This window comes from Geodermatophilus sp. SYSU D00758 (assembly GCF_054049955.1).
This window is the reverse complement of sequence record NZ_JBJGYK010000002.1, coordinates 148943-163553: the sequence shown is the minus strand read 5'-3', so window position 1 is coordinate 163553 and position 14611 is coordinate 148943. Positions and strand designations below refer to the sequence as shown.

Below are 14611 nucleotides of genomic sequence, written 5' to 3'. Positions count from 1 at the left end.
CTCCCCGCCCCGTGCAGGTCCGGGGCGGGGAGGGAGGGGCCGCCGGCGGTCAGCCGGTCAGGCCGGTGTGCGCGGCCAGGAACGCCAGCTGGTCGGCGGCCAGGCCGACCGTGCGGCTGACCGCCCGCGCCCCGTGCCCGACCGAGGTCTCGCGGCGCAGCAGCACCGGCGCGTCGGAGGCGGTCGCGTGCTGCAGCGCCGCCGCCAGCTTCCGCGCGTGCAGCGGGTCCACCCGGGTGTCGGACTCGAAGGTCGTGAACAGCACCGCCGGGTAGTCGGTGCCCTCGACCACCCGGTGGTAGGGGGAGTAGCCCAGCAGCCAGCCGAGCTCCTCCGGGTCGTCGGCGGTGCCGTACTCGTCGTTCCAGGTCCGGCCCAGGCCGAAGCGCTCGTAGCGCACCATGTCCAGCAGCGGGGCGCTGCAGACGACCGCGGCGGCGAGGTCGGGCCGCTGGGTGAGCGTCGCGCCGACCAGCAGACCGCCGTTCGACCCGCCCATCACCGCCAGCTGCCCGTGCGTCGTCCAGCACTCGGCGACCAGGTGCTCGCCGGCGGCGGCGAAGTCGTCGAAGACGTTCTGCTTGCGCTCGCGCATCCCGGCGCGGTGCCACTCCTCGCCGTGCTCCGAGCCACCGCGGAGGTTGGCCACCGCCCACACCCCGCCCGCGGCGACCCAGGCCAGCGCCTGGGCCGAGTAGGCGGGGGTGAGGGCGACGTCGAACCCGCCGTAGCCGTACAGGACCGCCGGCCGCGGGGTCCCCGGCCGGCCGTTCCCGGAGAGGACGAACAGGTGCACCGGGGTGCCGTCGGCGGAGGTCGCGTGGGTCTCGACGACCTGCACGGCCGGGACCTCGCCGGCCACCGGGGCCCGCTCGTCCGGCGCGAGGTCGGCCGGGCGGGCGGCGTCCCAGCGCAGCACCGACGGCGGGGTGGCGAAGTCGGTGAACCCGACCCACGCCGTCGTCCCGCCCTCGGGCGGCGCGCTCACGCCGGAGACGCTGCCCGGCGGCAGCGCGGTCACGTCGGCGCGGCGGCCCGATCCGTCGCCGGCCCACACCGACAGCCGGTCGGTGGCGTCCACCGAGTGCACGGCGAGCACCTGCAGGCCGCCGTCCGGCCCGTCGACCAGGGCCGCGTCGGAGAGGACGCCGTCCTCCTGCTCGGGGACGACGTCCCGCCAGGCGCTCGGCTCCCAGGTCGCCGGGTCCGCCGGGTCGGCCACGGCCAGCCGCCAGCGCGGGGTCCCGCGGTCGCTCATCAGCCAGAGCCGGCCGTCGCGGGCCACCCAGGCGGCGGTCTGCGCGTCGACGCCGACCTGCAGGGGCTGCAGCGCGCCGTCCCCGCCGAGGTCGGCCAGCCAGACGTCGTCGCGCGGGGCCGTGCCGGCCGAGGCGGAGACGACCAGCCAGCGGCCGTCGCGGCTGGTGCGCACCCCGTAGTAGTTGGTCGGGTCCAGCCCCTCCCCGTGCACCAGGACGTCCTCGGCGGGGTCGGTGCCCACGCGGTGGCGCCACACCCGGCGGTGGAACTGCTCCTCCCCGGACGGCACCTGGTCGGGGGCCAGCCGCCGGACGTAGAACAGCTCCCCGCCCCCGGGCAGCCACGCCACGGGGGAGTAGCGGCAGCGGTCGACCGGCCCGTCGAGCAGGTCGCCGGTGGCCACGTCCAGCACGTGCAGCCGGGACTCCTCGTCGCCGCCGGTGGAGAGCTGGTAGGCCAGCCGGTCGCCCTCCCAGGACGGCGACCAGGCGTCGAGCGTCGTGGTCCCCGTCGGGTCCAGCGCCATCGGGTCGACCAGCACCCGGGTGCTGCCGTCGGCCTCGCGGACCCGCAGCACCGCGTGCTCCTGGCCGGGGTCGCGGCGGGTGGAGAAGGACCGGCCGCCCCGGTGCACGGGCACGCCGACCGCGCCGGCGTGCACCAGCTCCTCGAGCCGCCGGGCGAAGGCCGGGCGCAGCGGCAGCCCGTCCAGCGCCTCGGCGGTGAGCGCGTCCTGGGCCTCGGTCCAGGCCGCGGTCCGCGGGTCGGCGGGGTCCTCCAGCCAGCGGTAGGGGTCGGCGACGGGGTGGCCGTGCAGGTGCTCGACGAGGTCGAGCCGCGGGGCGTCGGGGTAGCGCACGGGAGGCACGGTAGCGACGGCGGGGCACCCGGTCGGTACCGCACGCGAGCGCGCGCCCGCACTCGCAGGTCAGAATGGGGTCGCCCGCGGGCCGCACTGCACCCGGCGCGCGGTCGGCGGGCACCGGAGGTGCTCCGTGCCGCGATCCCACCCCGGGTCGCCCGCAGGCCAGCCAGGTCCGCGGCGCGACTCCCCACCCCGGCCCCGCACGCCTGTCCCGGCGCGGGCCACGACGGCAGCCACGCTGCTGCTCAACGCCACGTACGAACCGTTGTGCGTGGTCTCCAGCCGGCGCGCGATCGTGCTGGTGCTGACCGAGAAGGCGGTGTCGGTCGACTCGGCCGCCGACGTCGTCCACGCCGAGACGGTGGCCGTCCCGGTCCCGGTCGTCGTCCGGCTCACCCGCTACGTGCGCGTCCCCTACACCGCCCAGGTGCCGCTGTCCCGGCGGGCGGTGTTCGCCCGCGACGGGTCCTCCTGCGTCTACTGCGGGGGGTCGGCGACCAGCATCGACCACGTCGTGCCCCGCAGCCGCGGGGGCACCCACACCTGGGACAACGTCGTGGCGGCCTGCCGGCGGTGCAACCACACGAAGGCCGACCGCTCGCTGGCCGAGCTCGGCTGGGAGCTGCCGCACCCGCCGCGGACCCCGAGCGGGGCGGCCTGGCGGCTGCTCGGCGCGCGCACCGTGGACCCCCGCTGGCGGGAGTGGCTCGGCATGCCCGAGAGCGTGAGCGCGTGACGTCGCCGGGGACCGCGCGGCGGCTGTGGGCGCTGGGCGAGCCGTACCACGCGCTCACCTACTTCGCCGACGAGTGCCGGACGGCCGGCGCCGACGCCGGCCTGCAGGGCTTCTGGCAGACCTACTTCGGGATGCGGGCCGCGCCCCTGGGCCCGGCCGGCCCCGAGCTGGTCACCGCGGTGTTCTACAACTTCGCGCCGGACTTCGTCGCCAAGCGGGTGCCGGCGGTCTGGTCGGCGGTGACGCCCGCGGCCGCGCTCGAGGCCCGGCTGGCGGGGGTCGACGGCGCCGTCCGCCGGGTGCTCGGCGACTGGGCCGGCTCGCCGGAGGCGGAGGAGACCGCCCGGCTGCTGGTGGAGGCCGCCGCGGCGGTCGACCTGCCCGGCCGGCCCCTGGCGGCGGCCAACGCGGGGCTGCCCGTCCCCGCGGAGCCGCACCTGGCCGCGTGGCAGGCGCTCACCACGCTGCGCGAGCACCGCGGGGACGGCCACAACGCCGCGCTGCTCCAGCGCGGCATCCCCGGTGCCGGCGGGCACGTGCTGGCCGCGGCCGCCGGCCGCACCGACCGGGAGTGGCTGCAGCGCGCCCGCGGGTGGGACGACGCGGCCTGGGACGCCGCCACCGCGGACCTCACCGCGCGCGGCTGGCTGGCCGGCGACGAGCTGTCCGCGGAGGGCGCGGCCATCGTGGCCGCGGTGGAGGCCGACACCGACCGCCTGGCGCTGGGCCCGTGGCAGGCGCTCGGCGACGCCGGCTGCGACCGGCTGGCCGAGCTGCTGGCGCCGGTGCGCCTGGCCGTGGTGGCCGGCGGGATGTGGCCCGACCGCAACCCGATCGGCGTCCCCGACCCCGCCTGACCGCGGCGACCCCGCCGATGATCAGGTGACCTGGTCATCGGCGGTCCTGGCTCACCACCGGAGGTGAGCCAGGACCGGCAACGGTGATCTGACCTGATCGTCGGCGGGGCCCGTCTCAGGTCACCCGGGAGCGCTCGGCCGGGTAGCTCTCGTGGGCGCCGGTGGCGAGCACCTCGCGCAGGCGGTCCACCGCGTCCCACACGTCGACGAACCGGGTGTAGAGCGGTGCCGGGCCCAGGCGCACGCGGTCCGGCGTCCGGAAGTCCGGCACCACCCCGTGGTCGACCAGCGCCCGGGTGAGCTGCCAGGCCTGCGGGTGGGCGAGGCTGACGTGCCCGCCGCGGCGGGCGGGGTCCCGGGGGGAGGCCAGCGCGACGCCGTGCGGGGCCAGCCAGGCGTCGGCCAGCGCGACGACCAGCTCGCCGAGCGCCCGGCCCTTGGCGGCCAGCCGGTCGACCCCGGCCTCGGCCACCAGGCGGACGCCCACCTCGACCGGGGCCAGGCCCAGCACCGGCGGGGTCCCCACGGCGAAGCGCTCGATGCCCGGCACCGGGTCGTAGGCCGGCCCCATCGCGAACTGGTCCCGCTGGCCGAACCAGCCCCAGATCGGCTGGCGCAGCGACTCCTGCAGTTCCCGCCGCACGTAGAGGAAGGCCGGCGCCCCGGGCCCGCCGTTGAGGTACTTGTACGTGCACCCGACGGCGAGGTCGGCACCGGCGGCGGCGAGGTCCACCGGCACCGCGCCGGCGGCGTGCGAGAGGTCCCAGACCACCAGCGCCCCGGCGTCCCGCGCCGCCTGCGTCACGGAGGCGACGTCGACCAGGGCGCCCGAGCGGTAGGCCACCGCGGAGAGGACGACGACGGCCACCCGCTCGTCCAGCGCCGCGGCCAGCACCGCCGGGTCCAGCCCCTCGTCGATGTCGGCCGGCACCTCCCGCACGGTCATCCCGCGTGCGGCGGCCACCCCGGCGACCACGTAGCGGTCGGTGGGGAAGTCGTCGGCGCAGCACACGAGCACGTCCCGCCCGGTGCGGGCGTCGGCGGCGGCCACGAGCAGCTTGTAGAGGTCGACGGTGGTCGAGTCGCCGACCAGCACCTCGCCGGGCCGGGCGCCGAGCACACCCTCGGCCAGCAGGTCGCCGATCCGGGTGGCCGCACCGATCCACGACGACCACGAGCCGATCAGCCCGCGGGCCCACTCCTGCTCGACCACCCGGGCCAGCGCGGCCGGCGTCTCGCGGGGCATCCGGCCGAGGGAGTTGCCGTCGAGGTAGAGCACGCCGTCCTCGCCGGCGCCCGCGAAGCGCGCGCGGAACCCGGCCAGCGGGTCGGCGTCGTCGAGGGCCGCGGCGGCGGCGCGGGTGAGGTCCACGCCGTCGTGTCTACCGGGTCCACGCCGGGCGCGGGCCGGGGGTGGACGCCAGCCACCAGGCGGCCGTGGCGGTGACCCCCAGGGCGGCGGCGAGCAGGAACGGGGCCTCGAGGCCGGCGCTCGACGCCAGCCACCCGCCGCCGAGGGCGCCGAGCGCGGCGGCGCCGTAGACGGCGATCCGCCAGGTCGCCGTCACCCGGCCCAGCAGCCCCCGGGGCACGACCCGCTGGCGCAGCCCCGCGGCGGCCACGTTCAGCAGGCCGAAGCCGGCGCTGGTGGTGACGACGACCGCGCCGGCCGACCACCACCCGGGCGCGACCGCCAGCAGGCACGGGGTCGCGGTGGCCAGCAGCGCCCCGGCGGCGACCACCCCGCGGTGCCGCCGGCCACCGACCAGCCGGTCGGCGAGCAGGGCGCCGGCCAGCCCACCACCCGCGCCCAGCGCCAGCAGCCCGCCGAAGCCGACCGCCCCCAGCCCCAGGCGCTGCTCGGCGTAGAGGACGAAGACGGCGAACCAGGCGCTGTCGGCCAGCGCGACGACCGCGACGGCGCCGACCAGCACCCGCAGCAGCCGGTCGCCGGCCAGCCACCGCAACCCCGCGCCGGCGCCACGGGGCGGGCCGGCCCCCGGCCCCTCGGGCGCGGCGGCCGCCGACAGGACGGCGGCCGGCACCGACAGCACCAGCAGGACGGCGACCGCGGTGACCGCGCCGTTGACGAGGAAGGGCAGCGCCGCCCCCGCGGCGAACAGCAGCCCGCCCACCAGCGGGCCGACGAACTCGTTGCCGACGAGGGTGCCCGCGACCAGCCGGCCGTTGGCCCGCTCCAGCAGCGCCGTGGGCACCAGCCGGGGGACGGCGGTCTCGGTCGCGACGTCGCGGACGGTCTCGGCGACCCCGAGCAGGACGGCCGCGACCGCGACGGCGGGCACGGTCGCGCGGTCGGCCACCAGCAGCACCACCAGGGCGAGCAGCACCAGCACCCGGCCGCCGTCGGCGAGCGGCAGCAGCACCCGGGCGCCGTGCCGGTCGGCCAGCACGCCGGCCACCGGACCGGTGAGCAGCCACGGCAGCGTCCCGGCCGCCGCGACGGCGCCGACGGCGAGCGGGTCCCCGGACAGCGACGCCGCGAGGAGGGGGAAGGCGGCCAGCCGGATGCCGTCACCGAGGTTGACCAGCACCGCGGCGGACCAGAACGTCCAGAACGGGCGGCCCAGCCTCACGCGGGGAGGCTAGCGTCGGCGGGCGTGACCCAGCTGCACGACCTGACCGCGCTCGAGCAGGCCGCCGCCGTCCGCGCCGGGGAGACCGGCCCCGTGGAGCTCGTCGAGCACGCGCTGCGGCGGATCGAGGACCTCGACGGCGGGCTCGGTGCCTTCCTCACCGTGACCCCCGACCGGGCGCTGGCCGCCGCCCGGCGGGCCGAGCACCGGCTGGCGCGGGGCGGGGACCTCCCGCCGCTGCTGGGCGTCCCCACCGCGATCAAGGACCTCAACAACACCGCCGGCGTCCGGACGACGTTCGGCTCGGCGCTGTTCGCCGACAACGTGGCCACGGTGGACGACGCCGTCGTCACCAAGCTCGCGGCGGCGGGGACGATCAGCGTGGGCAAGACGAACACGCCCGAGTTCGGCTTCCCCTGCTACACCGACAACGCCCTCGCCGGGCCGGCCCGCTGCCCGTGGGACCGCTCGCGGCTGGCCGGGGGGTCCAGCGGCGGGGCCGCGGTCGCGGTGGCCGCCGGGATGCTGCCGGTCGCCCAGGGCAGCGACGGCGGCGGCTCGATCCGCATCCCGGCCAGCATCAACGGGCTGTACGGCATCAAGCCCAGCCGCGGCCGGGTCAGCAACGCCCCGCTCGGCGGCGACGTCACCGGCCTGGGCACCAACGGGCCGATCGCCCGCACGGTGCGCGACGCCGCCGCGCTCCTCGACGCGATGGCCGGCCCCGTGCTCGGGGACGCCACCTGGGCGCCCCCGCTCCCGCCGGGGGAGACCTTCCTCGGCTGCGCCGACCGGCCGGTGGGCCGGCTGCGGATCGGCCGGCACCTGGAGTCCCCCATGCCCGACGCCGTCCTCGACCCCGACGTGCAGGCGGCCCTGGACGACGCCACCACCCTGCTCACCGACCTCGGGCACGAGGTCGAGGACGTCCCCGGCGGGCTGCTCGGGCCGGACGTGCTCGCCGCCTTCGAGCGGGCCTGGACGCTCTCGGGCACCCTGCTGCCCGTGCCGCCCGAGCGCGCGCACGAGCTGCGCCCGCTCACCCGCGAGCTGCGCTCCCGCGGCCTGGCGCTGTCGGCCCAGGCGGCGATGGAGGCGCTCACCGCCCTCCGGCTGTTCTCCCGCCGGTTCCTGCACGCCACCCGCCGCTTCGACGTCCTCGTCGCGCCGGTCACCACGACGACGCCCCGGCCGCTGGGCTGGTTCGACGCCGACGGCGACGGCGCGGCGGACTTCGAGCGGCAGAAGCGGTACGCCGCCTTCACCGCGGTCTTCAACGTCACCGGCCAGCCGGCGGTCAGCGTGCCGCTGCACTGGACGCCGGAGAACCTCCCCGTCGGCACCATGCTCGTCGGCCGCCCCGCCGACGAGGCGACGCTCGTCGCGCTCTCCGCACAGCTCGAGGCGGCCCGCCCGTGGGCGCACCGCCACCCGCCCGGGTGGGCCTGAACGGGGGGCCGGGCGCGCCAGCCGGTAGGTTGGGGCTGTGACCGTCGTCGAGACACTCCTCGTCTTCGTCGGGGCCCCGCTGGCCGTCATCCTGGTCTTCTGGGCGCTGATCTACCTGCCCGGGGGGCGGCGGCGGAAGCTCCGCTACAAGCCGGGTCAGGCCTGGGAGTACGACCCCGTCTGGTACGAGCCGCACCCGGCCGGCGGCCCCGGTGGTGGTCACGGGACCGGCCCGGCCGCCGTCCCCGGCTCGGGCACCAGCGCCCTCGGCTCGTCGATGTACCCGGAGCAGCAGACCGAGCCCGGCGCGGGCGACGGTCACGCGCCGGCGCGCACGGCCGGGGCCACCGCGGTGGGGGCCGGCGGGCAGGCCGTCGTCGGCGGCCCGCTCGGCGGGGCCCGCGGCACCTGGTGACGACGTGACCTCGCCCGACCCCCGCACCCCGAGCGTCCCCGGAGACCGCCGATGACCAGCGCACTGGAAGTCACCTCGCACGACACCGCGACGAACGCCGGCACGCTGCCGACGCGCGACGAGCAGCCGGACGGCCCGACGATCTTCTCCGACCGGGAGCTGGCGCGGCTCGACGAGGCGCTGACCATGTCCTCCCGCGAGACCGGCCTGCGGTTCACCCTCTACATCGGCGACCTCGGGCCGCAGACCCGCACCTACGCCGAGGAGCTGTTCGCCCGCTCCGGCGGCCACCTGGCCGACTCGGTGCTGCTCGCGATCTCGCCCGGTCAGCGCGTGATCGAGGTCGTCACCGGGTCCGGGGCCGCGCGCCGGCTGCCCGACCGGGCCTGCGCCCTGGCGGTCCTCTCCATGACCAACGCCTTCGCCGGCGGGGACCTCGTCGGCGGCATCGTCAACGGGCTGCGCCAGCTCTCCGACCAGGCGGGGCACCCGCGCGGGCTGCACACCCACTGAGAGGACCCCGTCCTCCTCACCGGGGCAGGACCCCGCCCTCCCCGCCCCTCGCGGGCTCGCGGCGGTGCCCGGGACGGGCCGTGGGGCAGGCCGCCCCGCTGTGATCACGAGGTCCGGGAGGCGGCACACCGGTCCACGCCGGCGTGCCCCTTCCCGGACCTCGTGATCGCCGGGGCCAGGGGCCAGGGGCCGGGTCAGGCGGCCGCGGTGTCCCGCTCCCGCGCCCGCAGCGCCCGGGCGATGCCGTCCCGGCCCTCGGTGACCAGCCGCCGCAGCGGCGCCGGGTGCGACCCGTCGGCCAGCCACGCGTCGGCGGCCGCCACGGTGCGCTGCTCGACCACCGGCGGGAACAGGTACTGCACGGTGTTCTTGGCGATCTCGCCGGGGCGGCGCTCCCACATGGGGCCGCACTCGTTGAAGTAGCGCTCCACGTAGCCGGCGGTGAGCTCGCGCTGCGCCGGGTGCCAGAAGCCGGCCACCAGCGCCTCGTGCACGGCGTTGGGCACCGACGCGTCGTGGAAGGCCTGCTGCCAGGCCTCCGCCTTGGCCTCCGCGGTCGGGCGCAGCGCCCGCGCGGTCGCCGCGCGCCGGACCCCGGTGGCCGTGGCGTCCCGCTCGGCCTCGGCGGCGATCTCGGCGTCACCGGCCGCGCCGATCGCGATCAGGCCGTTGAGGAAGGCCCAGCGTGCGTCGGCGTCGACGGCGAGCCCCTCCACCGTCCGGGAACCGTCGAGCAGGCCGCGCAGCACCGCGGCGTGCTCCGCGGTCCGCGCCGCGGCCGCGAACGTCCGCGACCACTGCAGCTGCGCGTCGCTGCCGGGTTCGGCCGTCTCCAGCGCCTGCAGCGCCTTGTCGGCCAGCGCCCGCCACCCGGTGTCGGCCCAGGCGGGGTCGGCGTAGGACGTCAACGCCGACTGCACCCGCGCCAGCAGCGACTGGACGACGCTGATCTCGGTCTCGGCGTCGATGCCGGCGAGCACCAGGCGCACCCAGTCGCGGGCCGGCAGCTCGGCGTCCCGGGTCATGTCCCAGGCCGCCGACCAGCACAGCGCCCGGGCCAGCGAGTCGGGGATGTGGGCGATGGACCGCTGCAGCGTGGCCAGGGACCGCTCGTCGAGGCGCAGCTTGGCGTAGGTGAGGTCCTCGTCGTTGACCAGGACGAGGTCGGCCGCCGGGTGGCCGGCCAGCTCGGGGACCTCGGTGCGCTCGCCGTCGACGTCCAGCTCGACCCGGTGGGTGCGGGTCAGCCCCTCGGGCCCGGCGCTGTAGAGGCCGACGGCCAGCCGGTGCCGGCGCAGCACCGGGTGCTCGGGGACCGCCGTCTGCTCGATGGCGAAGGAGCGGTAGCGGCCGTCGTCGGACAGCTCGAGGACCGGGCGCAGGGTGTTGACCTGGCTGGTCTCCAGCCACTGCCGCGACCACTCCGACAGGTCGCGGCCGGTGGCCTCCGACAGCGGGTCGAGCAGGTCGGCCAGCGTGGTGTTGCCGTACTCGTGGGCCCGGAAGTAGCGGCGGATCCCGGCCAGGAACTCCTCCCGGCCGACGTAGGCCACCAGCTGCTTGAGCACCGAGGCGCCCTTGGCGTAGGTGATGCCGTCGAAGTTCACCTCGACCGCGGCCACGTCGACCATGTCGGCGGCCACCGGGTGGGTGGAGGGCAGCTGGTCCTGCGCGTAGGCCCAGGCCTTCTCGCTGTTGGCGAAGGTGGTCCAGGCGGTCGTGTACTCGGTCGCCTCGGCCTGGCACAGCACCGAGATGTAGGTGGCGAAGGACTCGTTGAGCCACAGGTCGTCCCACCAGCGCATGGTGACCAGGTCGCCGAACCACATGTGGGCCAGCTCGTGCAGCACCGTCTCGGCGCGCCGCTCGTAGCGGGCGCGGGTGGCCCGCGAACGGAACACGTAGTCCTCGAGGAAGGTGACCGCGCCGGCGTTCTCCATGGCCCCGGCGTTGAACTCGGGGACGAACAGCTGGTCGTACTTGTCGAACGGGTACGGGTAGTCGAAGACCCGCTGGTAGAAGTCGAAGCCCTGCTTGGTGACCCGGAAGAGCTCCTCGGGGTCGAGGTGCTGGGCCAGCGAGGCGCGGCAGTACAGCCCCAGCGGGATGCCCTCGTGCGAGTCGGTCACCCGGGCGTAGGGGCCGGCGACCAGGGCCAGCAGGTAGGTCGACAGCCGCTTGGTCGCCGCGAAGTGCACGAGCTGGGAGCCGCCGGGGCCGGCCTCGACGGTGCGCTCGCCGCTGTTGGAGACCACCTGCCAGTCGAACGGCGCGATGACGTGCACGGTGTACGTGGCCTTGAGGTCGGGCTGGTCGAAGCAGGTGAACACCCGCTTGGCATCGGCCGGCTCGAAGTGGGTGTAGAGGTAGACCTGCCCGTCCTCGGGGTCGACGAAGCGGTGCAGCCCCTCCCCGGAGTTGGAGTACCGGCAGTCGGCGTCCACCACGAGGGTGTTCTCGGCGGCCAGGCCGGGCAGCGGGAGGCCGCCCTCCTCGGTCCACGTGCCGACGTCGAGGGCCGCCCCGTTGAGGGTCGCCGAGCGCACCCGCTCGGCGACCAGGTCGATGAACGTGTCCGCCCCCGGCTCGCGGCAGGTGAAGTGCACCGTCGTCGTCGAGCGGAAGGTCCCCTCGCCCGGCCGGCCGGCGCCGTCGGTGAGGTCGAACTGGAGGTCGTAGCCCCCGACCGCCAGCAGGCGGGCTCGGGCGGCGGCGTTCTCGCGGGTCAGGTTCGGTACGGCCACGCCCGGCAGCCTCCCACGCGCCGCCGACACACCGTCGGTTGAGGGAACAACCACCTCCCCGGGCGGCTTGCCACGAGGGAGCACCGAACCCGACCTGCAGCGAGGAGACCCCATGACCGAGGCAGTGCAGAGCGCCCCCGTGAAGGCCCGCGTGGACTTCTGGTTCGACCCGTTGTGCCCGTGGGCCTGGCTGACCAGCCGCTGGGTGCTCGAGGCCGCCAAGGTCCGCGACATCGACCTGCACTGGCACGTCATGAGCCTGGCCGTGCTCAACCGCGGGCGGGACCTCCCCGCCGACTACCACGAGATGATGACCAAGGCCATCGGCCCGGTCCGGGTGGCCGTCGCCGCCGCCCAGCTGCACGGCGAAGAGGTCCTCGGTGACCTCTACACCGCCATGGGCACGCTGCGGCACCACGAGGGCGTCGAGATCGACGAGCTCGTCGTCCCCGCCCTGGAGCGGGTCGGCCTGCCGGCCTCCCTCGCCGAGGCCGCGACCTCCACCGACTACGACGAGGACCTGGAGAAGAGCCACCACGCCGGCATGGACCCCGTGGGGGACGACGTCGGGACCCCCGTCATGCACATCGACGGCGTGGCCTTCTTCGGCCCGGTGATCAGCAAGGTGCCCACCGGCGAGGAGGCCGGCCAGGCCTTCGACGGTGCCGTCCTGCTGGCCAACCTGCCGGACTTCTGGGAGCTCAAGCGCACCCGCACCTCCGGTCCCGACATGGCGTCGGTCCCGGCCGAGGCGCTGGAGCTGACCGGCCGCCGCTGACGTCCCGAGCGGGGTGCCGGGGCGCGGGGAGCGCTCCCCTGGCACTCCGCTCGGAGCGGCTGCGGCATGCTGGCCCGGTGCCGCACCCCGTCCGCCGCCGCATCCTCATCACCGGCGCCAGCTCCGGCCTGGGCGAGGGCATGGCCCGCCGGTTCGCCGCCCTGGGCCGCGACCTCGCCCTGATCGCCCGCCGCACCGACCGTCTCGACGCGCTGCGCGCCGAGCTGCTGGAGCGCCACCCCGGCATCCGCGTGGTGACCGCCGGGCTGGACGTCGACGACCCCGAGGCGGTGGCGCGCACCGTCCCCGGGCTGGTCGAGGAGCTCGGCGGGCTGGACCGCTTCGTCGTGAACGCCGGCATCGGCAAGGGCGCCTCCGTCGGCACCGGGCAGGCGGCGGTGAACCGCGCCGTCCTGCACACCAACGTCCTCGGCGCGCACGCCCAGTGCGAGGCGGCGATGGAGGTCTTCCGCGCCCAGGGCAGCGGTCACCTGGTGCTCATCTCCTCCGTGGCGAGCGTCCGGGGGATGCGGCAGACCCGCACGGCCTACGGCGCGAGCAAGGCGGCGCTCAACGCGCTCGGCGAGGGTGTCCGCTCCGACGTGCTGGGCACCGGCATCCGGGTGACCACCGTGCTGCCCGGCTACATCGCCACCGACATCAACGTGGGACGGCGCGGCCCGTTCACCGTCGACCTCGACACCGGCGTCGACGCCCTCGTCGCGGCGATCGAGCGGGAGCCGGTGCGCGCCTACGTGCCGACGTGGCCGTGGCGGCCGGTGTCGGCGCTGCTGCGGGTGCTCCCCCTCCCGGCCGTCCGCCGCTTCACGTAGGCAAGGCCCGGCGAGGGGTGAGGAGGACGGTGGCCCCGTCCGGACCCGTCCGGAGGCTCGCCCCGAGCGTGCGAGGGGTGAGGGGGACGGGGTCCTCTTACCAGCAGATGCGCATCGGTCGGCCGCGGGCGTCGAGCGTGCCGTCCCCGACGCACTCCGCCGTGCCCTCGGCGACCCGCCGCGCCGACCAGGCGGCGGCGCAGGCGTCGAGCGCGTCCACGGCCGGCAGCCGCGCCGGGGCCCCGAGCAGCGCCGCGTCCACGTCCATCACGGCGCGCAGCGCGGCCAGCCGCCGCGCCAGGCCGCGCGCGGTGACCTTGGCGTCCCGCAGCCCTGGGTCCAGCGCCCGGAAGGCCAGCTCGGGGTGCACCTCCACGACGTGCGAGGCGGGCGGCTCCCCGAGGGCCCGGTCGAGGGCGCGGATGGCCGGCACCAGCCGGAACGCCTGCGCGGACGGCGCCCGCGGCGGGTTCGTCGCCGCCCGGGAGAGCGCGCGGGCCTCCGCGTAGTCGTCGGTGGCGAGCACCGCCCGGACCGGGGTCGGGAAGACGGAGCTCGCCGCGCCGTAGGGGCGCAGCCGGCCGCGCGCCTGGACGTCGCAGGCCCGGACGCCGTCGTCCGCCAGCCCGATCGGCATGTCGATGCCGACCACCTCGACCTCCGGGACGGCGAGGACGGCCGCCACGTCGGCCAGGTCGAGCAGGCGGACCGACCGCCCGTCGAGCAGGGCGCCGACCCACCGGCCGCGCCAGCCGTCGACCCCCAGTACCGCCACCCGCGCAGCCTGACAGACTCCCGCCCATGCGCGTCTTCGTCGGGACCGACCACGCCGGCCTGGAGTTCAAGGAGCACCTCAAGCAGGCCCTCGCCGACGCCGGGTACGAGCCGGTCGACTGCGGGGCCTTCGAGTACGACGCCCAGGACGACTACCCGCCGTTCTGCTTCGAGGTCGGCGAGCGCACGGTCACCGAGCCCGGCAGCCTGGGCGTGGTCATCGGCGGCTCCGGCAACGGGGAGCAGATCGCGGCCAACAAGGTCCCCGGGGTGCGGGCCGCGCTGGTGTGGAACCGGTCGACCGCCGAGCTCGCCCGCCAGCACAACGACGCCAACGTGGTCTCGATCGGCGCCCGCCAGCACAGCGTCGAGGAGGCCACCGAGCTGGTGCTGGTCTTCCTCGCCACCCCGTTCAGCGGGGAGGAGCGGCACGCTCGCCGGATCGGCCTGGTGAGCGAGTACGAGCAGGAGCGGCACCGCCCGGCCGGCGGGCTCCCCACCCGGGAGGACCGGGTCTAGGCACCCTCCCGCGCGCCGGGGCGGCCCCCCTCCCGGGTCCCGCGCCGAGCGACGGCGAGGCGTGAGGGGCACCGAGGTCCACTTGCCGGGTGTCCCTCTTCCTGGTGCCTCCGGCCCTGGGAGCCGGCTGCGCTGTCATGCGGAGAGGTGGATGCCGTACCCGTCGCCACTGCCCGGCCGGGTCGTCACGTGGACGCGCCGGAGCGGCACTTCCCGACCACCCCGGTCGGCGGGAAGATCCGGACCGTGGCAGCGCGCGCTGAGGTCCCGCAGA

General features: G+C 76.7%; 13 protein-coding genes. 8 read left to right on the top strand and 5 right to left on the bottom strand.

Translation table 11 applies throughout. The features are described 5' to 3' along the window. Positions 1–49: 49 nt before the first annotated feature. Positions 50–2119: a prolyl oligopeptidase family serine peptidase gene (locus ACI8AC_RS02665; RefSeq protein WP_456894910.1), complete on the bottom strand. Its 2070-nt coding sequence runs from the start codon at positions 2117–2119 to the stop codon at positions 50–52. A gap of 277 nt (positions 2120–2396) precedes the next feature. Between ACI8AC_RS02665 and ACI8AC_RS02660 the strand changes: the two genes are divergently transcribed. Both ACI8AC_RS02660 and ACI8AC_RS02655 read left to right on the top strand, forming a co-directional pair. Then, positions 2397–2861, top strand: a complete 465-nt coding sequence (locus ACI8AC_RS02660; RefSeq protein ID WP_456894908.1) for an HNH endonuclease — start codon at positions 2397–2399, stop codon at positions 2859–2861. Continuing rightward, complete coding sequence (locus ACI8AC_RS02655; RefSeq protein ID WP_456894906.1) at positions 2858–3718, top strand: SCO6745 family protein; 861 nt, start codon at positions 2858–2860, stop codon at positions 3716–3718. Before ACI8AC_RS02660 ends, ACI8AC_RS02655 begins: the two co-directional genes overlap by 4 nt. A 115-nt stretch (positions 3719–3833) precedes the next feature. Here the strand turns inward: ACI8AC_RS02655 and kynU are convergent, their stop codons facing one another. Together kynU and ACI8AC_RS02645 are read right to left on the bottom strand one after the other, a co-directional pair. Next, a complete protein-coding gene (kynU, locus tag ACI8AC_RS02650; protein ID WP_456894904.1) occupies positions 3834–5090 on the bottom strand; it encodes a kynureninase in 1257 nt (418 codons plus the stop codon). Positions 5091–5100: 10 nt separating this feature from the next. After that, positions 5101–6312: an MFS transporter gene (locus tag ACI8AC_RS02645; protein ID WP_456894902.1), complete on the bottom strand. Its 1212-nt coding sequence runs from the start codon at positions 6310–6312 to the stop codon at positions 5101–5103. 24 nt (positions 6313–6336) lie between these two features. Between ACI8AC_RS02645 and ACI8AC_RS02640 the strand changes: the two genes are divergently transcribed. Genes ACI8AC_RS02640 through ACI8AC_RS02630 form a run of 3 tightly spaced genes read left to right on the top strand, consistent with a single transcriptional unit; the run spans position 6337 to position 8689 of the window. Beyond that, on the top strand, positions 6337–7761 hold the full coding sequence (locus ACI8AC_RS02640; protein ID WP_456894900.1) for an amidase: 1425 nt from the start codon (positions 6337–6339) through the stop codon (positions 7759–7761). A gap of 37 nt (positions 7762–7798) precedes the next feature. Next, entirely contained in the window at positions 7799–8176 is a 378-nt protein-coding gene (gene ctaJ, locus ACI8AC_RS02635; protein WP_456894898.1) for an aa3-type cytochrome oxidase subunit CtaJ, read from the top strand. 51 nt (positions 8177–8227) lie between these two features. Continuing rightward, a complete protein-coding gene (locus ACI8AC_RS02630; RefSeq protein ID WP_456894896.1) occupies positions 8228–8689 on the top strand; it encodes a DUF5130 family protein in 462 nt (153 codons plus the stop codon). Between the two features lie 194 nt (positions 8690–8883). Here ACI8AC_RS02630 and pepN read toward each other — a convergent pair whose 3' ends face one another. Further along, positions 8884–11433, bottom strand: a complete 2550-nt coding sequence (gene pepN, locus ACI8AC_RS02625) for an aminopeptidase N (RefSeq protein ID WP_456894895.1) — start codon at positions 11431–11433, stop codon at positions 8884–8886. Between the two features lie 112 nt (positions 11434–11545). Between pepN and ACI8AC_RS02620 the strand changes: the two genes are divergently transcribed. Continuing rightward, the gene (locus ACI8AC_RS02620; RefSeq protein ID WP_456894893.1) at positions 11546–12211 is read left to right on the top strand and encodes a mycothiol-dependent nitroreductase Rv2466c family protein; all 666 of its coding nucleotides are present in this window, start codon (positions 11546–11548) and stop codon (positions 12209–12211) included. A gap of 77 nt (positions 12212–12288) precedes the next feature. Further along, complete coding sequence (locus ACI8AC_RS02615) at positions 12289–13044, top strand: SDR family oxidoreductase (protein ID WP_456894891.1); 756 nt, start codon at positions 12289–12291, stop codon at positions 13042–13044. A gap of 97 nt (positions 13045–13141) precedes the next feature. On the opposite strand, the gene ACI8AC_RS02610 is transcribed toward ACI8AC_RS02615, so the two are convergent. Continuing rightward, the gene (locus tag ACI8AC_RS02610) at positions 13142–13819 is read right to left on the bottom strand and encodes a DUF429 domain-containing protein (RefSeq protein WP_456894890.1); all 678 of its coding nucleotides are present in this window, start codon (positions 13817–13819) and stop codon (positions 13142–13144) included. 26 nt (positions 13820–13845) lie between these two features. Here ACI8AC_RS02610 and ACI8AC_RS02605 point away from each other — a divergent pair, with 26 nt between their 5' ends. Then, a complete protein-coding gene (locus tag ACI8AC_RS02605) occupies positions 13846–14337 on the top strand; it encodes a ribose-5-phosphate isomerase (protein ID WP_456894888.1) in 492 nt (163 codons plus the stop codon). The last annotated feature ends 274 nt before the right edge of the window (positions 14338–14611 follow it).

Bases quoted from the DNA above. Each gene is read 5' to 3' on its own strand.
- ACI8AC_RS02630 (WP_456894896.1), top strand. From the start codon at position 8,228: ATGACCAGCGCACTGGAAGTCACCTCGCACGACACCGCGACGAACGCC.
- ACI8AC_RS02605 (WP_456894888.1), top strand. From the start codon at position 13,846: ATGCGCGTCTTCGTCGGGACCGACCACGCCGGCCTGGAGTTCAAGGAG.
- ACI8AC_RS02620 (WP_456894893.1), top strand. From the start codon at position 11,546: ATGACCGAGGCAGTGCAGAGCGCCCCCGTGAAGGCCCGCGTGGACTTC.